This is a genomic window from Martelella alba, from assembly GCF_006516955.1.
In the GTDB taxonomy this organism is placed as follows: domain Bacteria; phylum Pseudomonadota; class Alphaproteobacteria; order Rhizobiales; family Rhizobiaceae; genus Martelella; species Martelella alba.
In genome coordinates this window covers 183,696-196,615 of the sequence record NZ_VHLG01000011.1, presented here as the reverse complement: position 1 = coordinate 196,615, position 12,920 = coordinate 183,696, and the positions used below count along the sequence as shown (strand labels likewise).

Sequence of the window (12,920 nt, the reverse complement as noted above, 5' to 3'; positions counted from 1 at the left end):
CATCTGGGGGCTGGCGGACCGTTTCTGCAGACGCATCAGTCTTTTTGGACAGAAAGTGGAAAGCTGACGGTCTGGCGCAGGCCGCCGCTTAGGCGATTCTCGATTGTGATCGTACCACCGAAACGTTCAATGATTTCCTTGGCGATGGCAAGGCCGAGGCCTGCGCCCGGAAGGGTCTTCCGCCGTGCCATATCCACGCGGAAGAAGGGCTCGAAGACATGGGCGAGAAGCTCATCCGGGATGCCGGGACCATTGTCGTCAATCACTAGCCGCACTGTTGCATGCTGGCGCTCCAGCGTGATGGTTGCCCCGCCGCCATGGGTTGCGGCATTGACAATGAGATTGGAAAGCGCGCGCTTGATCGCCAGTGGTGCCCCCGAAATCAGTAGTGATTTCAGAGTTCTGGCGCTCACCTCCATGCCAAGGGGCTTCAAGCCGTCGACCACTTCATCAATGAGGCGGCCAATGTCGATCTCTGTCATGGTATCATTGCTGACTTCTTCGCGCACCAGCCGGATGGCGCTGTCGGCAATCGAATCAAGCTCTTCGAGGTCGGAAAGCCATTTGGCCCGCTCTTCGTCATCCTCGATGAATTCGGCGCGCAGGCGCATACGTGTCATCGGTGTGCGCAGGTCATGACCGGCGGCGGCGACCACGCGCATGCGGCTTTCTGTTGCGGCCTTCAGGTGGGCCGAAAGGCGGTTCAGGGCCTTGGCTGTCATGCGTGTTTCCGTCGGTCCGATTTCCGGCACATGCGGCAGAACGCCTTCCGGGCCGATCCGCTCGATTGCGGCCTGGATCAGGCGCAGCGGCCTGAGGATCATCGAGGCGGCGAAGACGGAAATCGCCGCGCTGCCCATGACGATCAATGCCACCCAGATCGCCAGCACGATCAGGGCATCGCGCGGCGGCCTCGTATCGGGGATGGGCAGAACCAGCCACTGGTTCTCGCCCAGCCGCACGGCTGCTTCGAGGCTGGCATTGTTTCTGTTTTCAGAAATGGCAACCTCGTTGGACAGTCCCTTGTGGCGCATCGCCTTGGCGAGCATGGCCGAATAGTGCTCGTCCCTGGCCCCGTCGGGCGGCTCTCCTTGCAGCTTGATGCCAAGGGCGGCGGCCAGTTCGGGCTGTGACATGGCGAGTGTCGCATCAATATGGATCTGGTTGGCGATCGGGCCAAAAACGGCGGCGGGAAAAGGGTGTTCGAGCGCCTTGATCGCGGCAAAGGTCGCAAAGCCGACAACTGATACAATCGACAGGACCAGAAGAATGATGATGCGATTGCGCAGCCAGTTCATCGGCTGATCGCCTGGGCTCTGACTGGAAGCGTCAGCTGATAGCCGCCATTGCGGACGGTTTTGAAAATCGGGCCGGAATCACTTTCGCCCAGCTTGCGCCTGAGCTTGCTCATCAGCACATCGATGGAGCGGTCCAGCGGATCGCGTTCGCGTCCCTGGGTGAGATCAAGAAGCTGATCGCGGGACAGAAGCCGGCCCGGCCGGTCGAGGAACACCGAAAGCAGTTCGAATTCACCGCCGGTAAGCTCGATATCTGCACCGTCGCCACGGGTGACGCGGCGCAGTTCCGGGTCCACGGTATATTCTCCGAAACTATAGATCCGGGCTTCCTGCGATGGCGGCGTGTTTTGCTGGCTTCGGCGCAGCACGGCGCGGATGCGGGCCACGAGTTCGCGTGGATTGAACGGCTTGCCCATATAGTCGTCAGCACCAAGCTCAAGACCGATAATGCGATCGACATCTTCCTTGAGGGCGGTCAGAAGGATCACCGGAATATGCGGCACGCGACTATAGAGGCTGCGGCAGATATCGAGACCGGAACCATCCGGCAGCATGACATCCAGTACAATCAGATCCGGGTTGCTGCTCTCGATCTGTTCTTCATAGCCATGCCGATCGCCCGCAAGGCTCACGCGGAAGCCCTGGCCACCGATATAGCGGGCCAGCAACCGGCGAATTTCCATGTCATCATCGACAATCAGTATGTGCTCTTCCCTGTTCATGTTCTTCGCTTGCCTCATTACGTGCGAAATAGGAAGTATTTCGCCTCACCACGCCAGTGGATTCTTGCGACGGAACATTGCCGGAGTGCAACTGGCAACGTTCAGTTACAAAAATAGGGTCCCTCAGAAACAAAACGAGAGCGATTAACCAATCGCAGCAACGTAACACCCATAGCATCCAAGCCAATCGGGGCCGGCCGGAACAGGTCCCGGTGCGGAGCGTTGTTGCGTGTTTCTCGACCCCCCTCGGCAGATATCGCAGCGACGCTCCACCTTGTTTTTCCTGCAAGACGAAGCGCCGCGCCTGAAAAGCCTCTGAAACCCTGCGCGCCTGGCCTCGTCGCTGCCACCCTGCCAGCCGGTGAGGGTCGGCGTTTCACGGAGACTATTGAATGCGACTGACCAGATCGACCACGCTCCTCGCTGTGCTGGGACTATGTGCAGCACTTGTCGGCTGCAGCGAACAGTCCTCGACAAAGGCCGGAGCCGGTGCAGCACCCAGCAAAACCCAGGTCAGTGTCGTGACGCTCCACCCGCAGTCGGTCACCATCACGGCGGAGCTTCCGGGCCGGACCAGCTCGTCGCTGGAGGCTGAGGTTCGCCCGCAGGTCACCGGCATCATCACCGATCGTCTGTTCGAGGAAGGCAGCGAGGTGGAGAAGGGGGCGGCGCTCTACAAGATTGACTCGGCTGGCTACAAGGCAGCCCTTGATATCGCCAAGGCCCAGTTGCAGCAGGCCGAAGCGGCCGTACCGAGTGCGCAGGCCAAGGCTGACCGTTACGCCAAGCTCTCCAAGAATGAGGCGATCAGCGAACAGGATGTTGATGACGCCAAGGCGGCGCTGGATGAGGCGAATGCCGCGGTTGCTGCCGCCAAGGCCTCTGTCGAAACCGCGAAGATCGATCTTGACCACACCACCATCACCGCGCCGATCTCCGGCCGTATCGACAAGTCGTCGCTGACGGTCGGCGCATTGGTCACAGCAAGCCAGAGCGATGCCCTGACGACGATACACAAGATCAATCCGATCAATGTCGATGTGACCCAGTCCAGCACCAACCTTTTGAACCTCAGGCAGGCGATCGCCCAGGGCAGGGTGCGCATCTCCGGTGAAGGCGTCAAGGTCAAGCTGATGCTGGAAAATGGCATGGTCTACCCTGTCGATGGCAAGCTTGAATTCTCCGAATCGACGGTTAGCGAGACCACCGGAACCTACACGCTCAGGGCTGTCTTTGATAATCCCGACCGGCTTTTGCTGCCCGGCATGTATGTCCATGCAATGGTGGAAGAAGGTGTTGCCGACAATTCTTTCCTCGTGCCGCAGCGCGCCGTTTCACGCAACACCGATGGCCAGGCGACAGCCTATTTTGTCAACGGCGATGGCCAGGTTGAACAGCGTGTGCTCGATGTCGGCCGCAGCGTCGGCAATAACTGGCTGGTCAATGCCGGTGTCGAGGATGGTGACCGTGTCATCGTTGAGGGCTCGCAATATGTGCGCGAGGGCCAGGATGTCGACACCGTCGAGGTCACGATTGACGAGACCACCGGCGAAGTTGAGAGCCGGGATCAGAGCCTGAACGGAGCGCCCAAATCGTCCAGCGATGTTGCCGCCAGAACCTCGGCATCCGCAACCAAGGCGAATTGAGGTCCCCCATGTCGAATTTCTTTATCAGAAGACCGAACTTCGCCTGGGTGATCGCCATCATGATCATGCTGGGCGGTCTTTTGGCGCTCAATACGCTGTCTGTTTCACAATATCCCGATATCGCGCCGACGACGGTGCGTATCAATGCCAGCTATTCCGGCGCTGACGCCACAACAGTTGAGAATTCTGTCACCAAGATCATCGAGCAGGCCATGACCGGGCTCGACAATCTTGATTACATGACATCGAGTTCAACCTCGTCCGGTTCATCCTCGATCACCCTGACCTTCAATAATGAGGCCGATCCGGATGTGGCGCAGATGGAGGTGCAGAACAAGCTGCAGCTCGTCACCTCGCAATTGCCCGATGCGGTGGTCAATTCCGGCATTTCGGTCAACAAATCCTCCTCCAGCTTCCTGATGATTGTCGGTTTCGTGTCGACCGATGGCCGCATGTCGGCGGAAGATCTGTCGGACTATGTCGACAGCACGCTGAACGACACGTTCAAGCGGATTGATGGTGTCGGCGGCACCCAGCTTTTCGGGTCAAGCCATGCCATGCGCATCTGGCTTGATCCTGACAAACTGGCGAAATACCAGCTGATGCCGAGCGATGTTTCCTCAGCGGTTTCGGCCCAGAACACGCAGGTGTCAGCCGGACAGCTTGGGGCTCAGCCTTCCGTTCCGGGCCAGCAGCTGAACGTCACCGTCACGGCAGCCAGCCAGCTGCAGACGGCGGATCAGTTCCGCAATATCGTGCTGAAAAGCACGACCGATGGTTCCGTCGTGCGCCTGAATGATGTCGCAACGGTGGAAATCGGTGCGGAAAACTACAATTTCACCAGCGGCTATAATGGTCTTCCGACCGCCGGTCTTGCCATCAACCTTGCCAATGGCGCCAATGCCATCAGCACCTCGAATGCGGTGAAGGCGGCTGTCGCACGGCTTTCATCCACGCTGCCTGCCGGTGTCGAGGTTGTCTATCCCTATGATACGACGCCATTCGTCGAGCTTTCGATCCATGAGGTGGTCAAGACGCTGATCGAGGCGGTTGTCCTCGTCTTCATCGTCATGCTGGTCTTCCTGCAGAGCTTCCGCGCCACATTGATCCCGACGCTTGCCGTGCCGGTGGTTCTGCTCGGCACCTTCGGGGTTCTGTCGGTCTTCGGCTATTCGATCAACACGCTGACCATGTTCGCCATGGTGCTGGCGATCGGTCTTCTGGTCGATGACGCCATCGTTGTGGTTGAGAATGTCGAACGCGTGATGCGGGAGGAGGGGCTTGGGCCCCGCGAGGCGACCATCAAGTCGATGGGCGAGATCACCGGCGCGCTGATCGGCATTGCACTGGTGCTGACCGCCGTTTTCATTCCGATGGCCTTCTTCGGCGGTTCGGTCGGTGTCATCTACCGGCAGTTTTCCGTCACCATCGTCTCGGCCATGCTGCTGTCGGTGCTGGTGGCGCTGATCCTGACACCGGCGCTCTGTGCCACGATCCTGAAACCGCCGAAACATCACGCGGCAACCCGCGGGCCATTCGGCTGGTTCAACCGGCTTTATGATGCCAGCGCCAATGGTTATTACCGGGCCAATACCGGCATTCTCAAGCGCTCCTTCCGCTTCTTCGTGCTGTTTCTCGTTCTGGTCGGCGTCATGGGCTTCATGTTCAACAAGCTGCCGAGCTCGTTCCTGCCGGAGGAGGATCAGGGTATCCTGATGGTCAGTGCCACGCTGCCGGTGGGAGCCACAAAGGATCGCACCGAGCGTGTGCTGAAACAGGTCACCGATCACTTCATGAATGACGAAAAGGATGCGGTTGAAGGCACGATGACCATTATCGGTTTCGGTTTCGGCGGAACCGGCCAGAATGTCGGCATGGTCTTCGTGCGGCTGAAGGATTTTGACCAGCGCACCGATCCGTCGCTCTCGGCCCAGGCGATTGCCGGGCGCGCCATGGGCGCCTTTGCCAAGATCAAGGACGCGAAGGTCTTTGCCATGGCACCGCCGGCCGTGCCGGGGCTCGGCAATTCGAGCGGCTTTGACTTCTACCTTCAGGATGTCAATGGTGCCGGTCACGACAAGCTGATGCAGGTGCGTAACCAGTTCCTGCAGATGGCGGGGGAGAGCCCGCTTCTGTCTGGCACCCGGCCGAATGGCCAGGAAGATACGCCGCAGCTGAAGGTCGAGATCGATCGCGACAAGGCGAGCGCGCTTGGCGTCAGCCTGTCGGATATCAACGACACGCTGTCGGCGGCCTGGGGTGGTCAGTATATTGACGACTTCAACGACAATGGCCGCATCAAATCGGTCTATATGCAGTCGGCGCCCGATTTCCGCATGCAGCCGGAAGATCTGGACAAGTGGCGGGTGCGCAATGATGACGGCGCCATGGTGCCGTTCTCGTCCTTCGCCTCGACGCGCTGGACCTATGGTTCGCCGAACCTGCAGCGGTTCAATGGTTCGTCGGCCGTGGAAATTCAGGGGGGCACTGCCGATGGCGTTTCCTCCGGTGAGGCGATGGCCGAGGTCGCCCGTATTGTCGGCGAACTGCCGCCGGGCTATTCCTATGCCTGGGCCGGGCTTTCCTATCAGGAAGAACTGTCAGGCAATCAGGCTGGCGCGCTCTATGCCATTTCGGTTCTGGTGGTCTTCCTCTGCCTGGTTGCGCTTTACGAGAGCTGGTCGATCCCCTTTGCCGTCATGCTGTCTGTGCCGATCGGCGTGCTGGGTGCACTCGGGGCGGCGCTTCTCTTCGGTCAGACCAATGACGTCTATTTCAAGGTTGGCCTTTTGACGACCATTGGTCTGGCAACCAAGAATGCCATTCTGATCGTTGAGTTCGCGATCCTGCGGCAGGAGCATGGCGAAGGGCTGGTTGAAGCGACGCTGAACGCTGCCAAGACCCGTCTGCGGCCGATCCTGATGACGTCCTTCGCCTTCATTCTCGGCGTTCTGCCGCTGGCCGTCGCCACGGGAGCAGGTTCGGGTGCGCGCAATTCCATCGGTATCGGCGTCACCGGCGGCATGCTGGCGGCAACCGTGCTCGGCATCTTCTTTGTGCCGCTGCTGTTCGTGCTGGTCTCAAAGGTCTTCCGGCGCAAGGTCGGTCAGGTGAAAGAGCTGCCGGATGAGGGGGCGGAAGATACTGTCTCCGAGCCTCTGCCGAAAGCCTGAGGCAACGAAAATCATCCGCTTGAACACACCCCCTCGCGCAGACGCGCGAGGGGGTTTTTTGCGTTTCGAACGCTTCTTTTGTCCGTGGGCCTTGACGAAAGTGAGGACAATGAAAGAAAAATGCATACTAGTTGCAGATCAGTCATATTAATGATGGTTTTGCTCTGTCATTTGTTCAACGAAAGCATTATGCCCTAACACGCGAAACTGTCGGCTTTCACCCATGGGACCCGCAATGCGCGATCTCCACACGAGATCGTCGTTGTCAGCCGGCGGAGGAGAAGCGGTCCCCGAGACATTGTGGAGAGTTCGAAATGGATATCCGTTATTCCGTCAATCAGAAGGATTTCAAGCGTTACACGACCGAGGAAGTGCGCGATGAATTCCTGATCGAGAACCTTTACGTTGCCGATACAGTCGTTGCCGTCTACACGCATATCGATCGCATGGTGACGTTCGGTTGCATGCCGGTCAGCGAAGCCGTGTCGCTCGACAAGGGCATCGATTGTATGGGCACGTTCGGCACCAGCTACATTCTGGAACGCCGCGAGATCGGCATTTTCAACCTCGGTGGAGCAGGCTCGATCGAAGCCGATGGTGAGACCTTCGGTCTGGATTTCCAGGATTGCCTTTATATCAGCCGCGGCACCAAGAATGTCGTGTTCAAGAGCGCCGATCCGGCCAAGCCTGCCAAATTCTACATGGTTTCTGCCCCGGCGCATAAGGCCTGCAAGACCACCTTTTTGAAGATGGCAGACGCGAAGAAGGTTCCGATGGGCGACACCGCCACGTCGAACAAGCGCGTCATCAACCAGTTCATTCATCCCGACGTTCTGGAAACCTGCCAGCTTTCCATGGGTCTGACCCAGCTGGAGCCGGGCAATGTCTGGAACACCATGCCGGCCCATACCCATGAGCGCCGCATGGAAATCTACACCTATTTCAATCTGCCGGAAGATCAGTCCGTCTTCCACATGATGGGCGAGGGCAAGGAAACCCGTCACATTCTGGTGCAGAACGAACAGGCCGTGATCAGCCCGTCCTGGAGCATCCATGCCGGCTGCGGCACGACCAACTACACCTTCATCTGGGCGATGGGTGGCGAAAACCAGACCTTCAACGACATGGACGTTATCCCGATCAACGAATTGCGTTGATCGCTGATATTCACCGTCCATCCCACTGAAGATCTCTCAAGAACGGAAAGACCCGATCCATGAGTTTTGCAGACAATTTCTCCCTCAAGGGCAAGGTTGCCCTGGTAACCGGCGCTTCCTACGGCATTGGTTTCTCCATCGCTTCGGCGCTTGGTGAAGCGGGTGCGACCATCGTCTTCAACGACATCAATGAAGACTTCCTCAACAAGGGCCTTGCCGCCTACAAGGAAGCCGGAATCGATGCCAAGGGCTATATCTGCGACGTGACCGATGAGCCGGCCGTGCAGAAGATGGTGGCCCAGATTGCCGAAGATGTCGGCCCGGTCGACATTCTTGTCAACAATGCTGGCATCATTGCCCGCACGCCGATGCACGAGATGGAAGCCAAGGATTTCCGCAAGGTCATCGATATCGACCTGACGGCCCCCTTCATCGTTGCCAAGGCGGTTCTGCCGTCGATGATGGAACGCCGGAGCGGCAAGATCATCAACATCTGCTCGATGATGAGCGAGCTCGGCCGCGAAACGGTTTCGGCCTATGCCGCTGCCAAGGGCGGCCTGAAGATGCTGACCCGCAACATCGCCTCGGAATATGGCGCTTACAACATCCAGTGCAACGGCATCGGCCCGGGCTATATCGAAACGCCCCAGACCGCACCGCTGCGCGAGCCCGGCCATCCGTTCAATTCCTTCATCCTGGCCAAGACCCCGGCAAACCGCTGGGGCACAACCGGCGATCTGAAGGGCCCGGCCGTCTTCCTCGCCTCTCAGGCTTCGGATTTCGTCAACGGCCACGTGCTTTATGTTGATGGCGGCATTCTCGCCTATATCGGCAAGCAGCCGTAATCGGTTGGCACCGTGAAAACGCGCGTTATATAGACGCTATATCAGTTGCAGGCGGCGGTTCGCGTCGCCTGCATTCTTTATATTGGGAAGACCCGAATGCGGCTGTCCTCGCGATGGCCAGAAGAGGAGCGGGAAGATGAGCAAGAGCGACACTGAGATTGAAGCGATTGCCGCAGCCTTTGTCGAGGCGCGGCGCCAGGCAACCAAACTCGACGATTTCCCCGGCGATCTGCCGGCCACGCTGGAAGAGGCCTATCGCGTGCAGGACAAGGCGCTGGAACTGGACATGCGCCCGGTCGGTGGCTGGAAAGTCGCTGGCGTTCATCCTGATCTGCAGGCAAAGCTCGGCGCAACCCGCATTGTCGGCCCGATCTATGCTGACAATATCCGTCGTATGCCCAAGGGTGGCATGGCTGAGGTCAGCGTCTTCGAAGGTGGCTTTGCAGCACTTGAGGCCGAATTCACGGTCGTCTTCGCCAAGGATCTCGAAGCCGGTCCGAACGGTTTCAGTGATGATGTCATTCTGAACGCTATCGGTGCGATCCATGCGGGTGCCGAGATTGCTTCCAGCCCGCTTGCAACGCTGAATGCGCTTGGCCCGACCGCCGTTGTCTCCGATCACGGCAACAATGCCGGTGCCGTTGTCGGACCGGTTATCGATGGCTGGAAGCGGCTGACTTTTGATGCGATGACCTCGCGGATGCTGGTCGATGGCGCGGTTGTCGGTGAGGGCTCTGCCGCCAAGGTTGCCAATGGTCCGCTCGAATCCGTCCGCCTTCTGGCGGAAAATCTCGCCAGCCGCGGCCGCATTCTCCATGCCGGCGATGTCGTGCTGACCGGCATGACCACCGGTATTCATGAAGTGCTGCCCGGCGCCTGCGGCCGGGCTGAATTTGCCGGTGCAGAAGCTTTTGAGATCGTCGTCAAGGCCGCAATGCCACGCGGTTGATTTCGTTCTGGTTCTCCATTGAAAAGCCCGCCCGGTCGATACCTGGCGGGCTCGGACTGCGAACAAACCGCGCCCGCTTTTTCTGACGTCATGCCTGTGCTTGTCACAGGCATCCAGCCGACGAGCGTCCGCGCGGCGAAAGACTCTTAAAATCCAATGCTATGAAGAGCCTGGATCCCCGTGACGAGCACGGGGATGACGACAGAGGGGGAGGCTATTCCACCCCAAACAGGCAATCTGAATGGCTTTCTCAGCAGCCTGAGCCGCCGGGCAACCACCCGGCGGGCTTTTCCGTTGCGCAATCGGCAAAGGCTGCTCAGGCAGCCGGCATTTCCAGCGATGCCATGTCGATGACGAAACGATAGCGCACATCGGCTGCTTCCAGCCGCTTATAGGCCTCGTTGATCTCATCCATGCGGATCATTTCGCATTCCGGCAGAATGTTCTTGCGGCCGCAGAAATCAAGCATTTCCTGGGTTTCGCGAATACCGCCGATCGGCGAGCCGGCGATGCGGCGGCGGCCACCAAGCAGCGGCAGGCTGCTGAAGGCCGCCATGGGGCCGATCTGGCCGACGAGACAGATGGTGCCATCGATGTCGAGAAGCGGCATATAGGGCGAAACATCGTGCTGGACGGGGATCGTGTCGATGATGAGATCGAAGGAGGCTGCCGCCGCTTGCATCGCTTCTGGATCAGCGGAGACCAGGAATTCATCGGCGCCGAGTTCCATGGCATCGGCCTTTTTCGACGGGCTGCGGGAGATCACCGTCACCTTGGCGCCCATGCCGACGGCCAGCTTGATCGCCATATGGCCCAGTCCGCCCATGCCGGCAACGCCGACACGGCTGCCGGGGCCGACATTCCATGTGCGCAATGGCGAGTATGTGGTGATCCCGGCGCAGAGCAGCGGGGCCGCGCGGGCGAGATCGAGATTTTCCGGTACGAAAAGTGCAAATTCCTCGCGCACGGTCAGATGTTTGGAATAGCCGCCGAAGGTGTTCTCGCCGGTCACGCGGTCGCGACCATTATAGGTGCCGGTGTTGCCCTGACGGCAGAGCTGTTCCTCGCCCTTGCGACACTGGTCGCATTCCATGCAGCTGTCGACCATGCAACCGACGGCGGCGTGATCGCCAACCTTGAATTTGCTGACGGCGGAGCCGACGGCGATCACCTTGCCGACAATCTCATGGCCGGGCATGGCCGGATAGACACTCCAACCCCAGTCATTGCGAGCGGTGTGCAGATCGGAGTGGCAGACGCCGCAATAGAGGATCTCCATGACCACGTCATTGTCGCGCGGTTCGCGACGTTCGAAAGAATAGGGTTCCAGCGGCGCGTCGGCCGAGGTGCAGGCAAAACCAATCGATTTCATGGGGCAACTCTTCATAGAGGTGAAAATGGCGCGCATGTGATCGGAAACCGAGCCGCATCCGCTTTTACAAGATAGGTGTAATTCGCGTGATGTGAAGCCCGACCAATGGCGCTGCCTTGATGGCAGCGCCGCGCACGCAATTTGCCGCAGGTTGTGCCCGTTTCGCAGGCTTGACAAAAGTTTAGGCAATTTTTAGCTTTGATCAACATCACATTCCGACTGCAATGGGTAAAAAGCTTGGCGCCGGAATCCGCTGTATCATCACGGAGTCCAATGAATGGCCAGGAATGGGCAAGCCTATCTCGACACGATCAACAATGACAACCGCACCGTCTATATTGACGGACGGAAGGTCGATAATGTTGTCACCGATCCGGCGTTTCAAAACGCGGTAAAATCGGTGGCGGGTCTTTATGATTTCCAGGCCGCGCCGGAAAATATCGATGACATGACTTTCACATCGCCTAAGACCGGCGAGCGCGTGTCGCAGTCCTGGTTTCTGCCGAAAAGCTGGGAAGAACTCGTCTTCCGGCGCAAGGCGCTGGAAAAATGGGCGGCTCAGACCTGCGGCATGATCGGCCGTTCGCCTGACCATGTTGCCTCGACGATTTCGGCTTTCCGTATGGGGTTGCCGGCATTCGAGGAGTTCGATCCCAAACGTGCCGCAGCCGTCAAATCCTATTATGAATATGCCCGCGATAATGATCTGTTCCTGTCCTATGTGATCATCAATCCGCAGGCGGACAAGGCGAAATCCGCCGGTGGTCAGCCCGATCCCGATCTCGTCTGCCGGGTGGTCGATGAGGATGCCGAGGGGATCACCATCCGTGGCGCCAAGATGCTGGCAACCAGCGGCGTTCTGGCGGACGAACTGCTGGTCTCGGGTTTTCAGGCCTTGCAGCCGGGGGATGAGGCCTATGCGTTTACCGCTGTGACGCCGATCAATGCCAAGGGGCTGACGCTGATGTCGCGGCGCTCCTATGAGAAGGACGCGACGTCGTCTTTCGACTATCCGCTTTCCAGCCGTTTCGATGAGAATGATGCGGTCGTCTATTTCGATGATGTGAAGATTTCCTGGGACCGCGTTTTCGTCAATCAGGACCTGAAACTGGCGCAGGCGCAGTGGCACAATACCCGCACCCATGTCTATCAGAACTACCAGTGCATCATCAGGCTGATGGTGAAGCTGCGTTTTCTGATCGGGCTGATGCGCAAGATTGCCGAGACCAACAACATCATCAACTATCCGCAGGTGCGCGAAACGCTCGGCCTGATGGCCGCCAAGGTCAATAATATCGAGGCGCTGATCACGGCGATGGAAATTTCAGGTGAGGTGCATAACGGCTATTTCGTGCCGGACCGCACCATGCTGTGCACTGCGCAGGTGATTGCCCAGACGACCTATCCGGAAGTGGTCGAGACCCTGCGCACGCTCGCTGGCGGCGGTCTGATCATGGTGCCGTCCTCGGTCGAGGATTTCGACAATCCGGTCACCGCCGCGATCATCGGCAAGACCCAGCGCTCGGCCATCTGCGACAGCAATGAACGGGTCAAGCTGATGAAGCTCGCCTGGGATGCGGTCGGCTCCGAATTCGGCTCGCGCCATCTGCAATATGAAATGTTCTATTCCGGCCCGGCCTTCGTCACGCGCGGCAATTCATTCCGTTTCTATGACTGGGATGGCGTGAAGGGCTTTGTCGAGGATTTCATGGGCAGTTATGACGTGCCGAACCCGATCCGCGATGCGGCGGAGTGAAA

Annotated in this window: 9 protein-coding genes; 6 read left to right on the top strand and 3 right to left on the bottom strand. The window is 58.8% G+C overall.

Annotation, left to right across the window (positions count from 1 at the left end; translation table 11 throughout):
• Positions 1-35 precede the first annotated feature (35 nt).
• Together FJU08_RS16370 and FJU08_RS16365 are read right to left on the bottom strand one after the other, a co-directional pair.
• Positions 36-1,298, bottom strand: a complete 1,263-nt coding sequence (locus FJU08_RS16370) for an ATP-binding protein (RefSeq protein WP_141150096.1) — start codon at positions 1,296-1,298, stop codon at positions 36-38.
• Positions 1,295-2,020 carry a response regulator gene (locus FJU08_RS16365; RefSeq protein ID WP_141150095.1) on the bottom strand — a complete coding sequence of 242 codons (726 nt, stop codon included), beginning with the start codon at positions 2,018-2,020 and terminating at the stop codon, positions 1,295-1,297. Before FJU08_RS16365 ends, FJU08_RS16370 begins: the two co-directional genes overlap by 4 nt.
• A gap of 392 nt (positions 2,021-2,412) precedes the next feature.
• Between FJU08_RS16365 and FJU08_RS16360 the strand changes: the two genes are divergently transcribed.
• The 5 genes from FJU08_RS16360 to FJU08_RS16340 all read left to right on the top strand — a co-directional run bounded on the left by FJU08_RS16360 (position 2,413) and on the right by FJU08_RS16340 (position 9,790).
• Positions 2,413-3,666, top strand: coding sequence for an efflux RND transporter periplasmic adaptor subunit (locus tag FJU08_RS16360; protein ID WP_141150094.1), 1,254 nt, complete (start codon positions 2,413-2,415; stop codon positions 3,664-3,666).
• Positions 3,667-3,674: 8 nt separating this feature from the next.
• Positions 3,675-6,839 (top strand): efflux RND transporter permease subunit, encoded by a 3,165-nt coding sequence (locus tag FJU08_RS16355; RefSeq protein WP_141150093.1) that lies wholly within the window; start codon positions 3,675-3,677, stop codon positions 6,837-6,839.
• Between the two features lie 314 nt (positions 6,840-7,153).
• Complete coding sequence (gene kduI / locus FJU08_RS16350; RefSeq protein WP_141150092.1) at positions 7,154-7,996, top strand: 5-dehydro-4-deoxy-D-glucuronate isomerase; 843 nt, start codon at positions 7,154-7,156, stop codon at positions 7,994-7,996.
• A 59-nt stretch (positions 7,997-8,055) separates the two neighbouring features.
• Positions 8,056-8,841: a gluconate 5-dehydrogenase gene (locus FJU08_RS16345; RefSeq protein ID WP_141150091.1), complete on the top strand. Its 786-nt coding sequence runs from the start codon at positions 8,056-8,058 to the stop codon at positions 8,839-8,841.
• A 136-nt stretch (positions 8,842-8,977) separates the two neighbouring features.
• On the top strand, positions 8,978-9,790 hold the full coding sequence (locus tag FJU08_RS16340; protein ID WP_141150090.1) for a 2-keto-4-pentenoate hydratase: 813 nt from the start codon (positions 8,978-8,980) through the stop codon (positions 9,788-9,790).
• Positions 9,791-10,106: 316 nt separating this feature from the next.
• Here FJU08_RS16340 and FJU08_RS16335 read toward each other — a convergent pair whose 3' ends face one another.
• A complete protein-coding gene (locus tag FJU08_RS16335; protein WP_141150089.1) occupies positions 10,107-11,162 on the bottom strand; it encodes an NAD(P)-dependent alcohol dehydrogenase in 1,056 nt (351 codons plus the stop codon).
• Between the two features lie 277 nt (positions 11,163-11,439).
• On the opposite strand from FJU08_RS16335, the gene FJU08_RS16330 reads away from it, so the two are divergent.
• Positions 11,440-12,918: a 4-hydroxyphenylacetate 3-hydroxylase family protein gene (locus FJU08_RS16330; protein ID WP_141150088.1), complete on the top strand. Its 1,479-nt coding sequence runs from the start codon at positions 11,440-11,442 to the stop codon at positions 12,916-12,918.
• Positions 12,919-12,920: the final 2 nt, after the last annotated feature.

Bases quoted from the DNA above. Each gene is read 5' to 3' on its own strand.
- FJU08_RS16370 (WP_141150096.1), bottom strand. From the start codon at position 1,298: ATGAACTGGCTGCGCAATCGCATCATCATTCTTCTGGTCCTGTCGATT.
- FJU08_RS16365 (WP_141150095.1), bottom strand. From the start codon at position 2,020: ATGAACAGGGAAGAGCACATACTGATTGTCGATGATGACATGGAAATT.
- FJU08_RS16360 (WP_141150094.1), top strand. From the start codon at position 2,413: ATGCGACTGACCAGATCGACCACGCTCCTCGCTGTGCTGGGACTATGT.
- FJU08_RS16355 (WP_141150093.1), top strand. From the start codon at position 3,675: ATGTCGAATTTCTTTATCAGAAGACCGAACTTCGCCTGGGTGATCGCC.
- kduI (WP_141150092.1), top strand. From the start codon at position 7,154: ATGGATATCCGTTATTCCGTCAATCAGAAGGATTTCAAGCGTTACACG.
- FJU08_RS16345 (WP_141150091.1), top strand. From the start codon at position 8,056: ATGAGTTTTGCAGACAATTTCTCCCTCAAGGGCAAGGTTGCCCTGGTA.
- FJU08_RS16340 (WP_141150090.1), top strand. From the start codon at position 8,978: ATGAGCAAGAGCGACACTGAGATTGAAGCGATTGCCGCAGCCTTTGTC.
- FJU08_RS16335 (WP_141150089.1), bottom strand. From the start codon at position 11,162: ATGAAATCGATTGGTTTTGCCTGCACCTCGGCCGACGCGCCGCTGGAA.
- FJU08_RS16330 (WP_141150088.1), top strand. From the start codon at position 11,440: ATGGCCAGGAATGGGCAAGCCTATCTCGACACGATCAACAATGACAAC.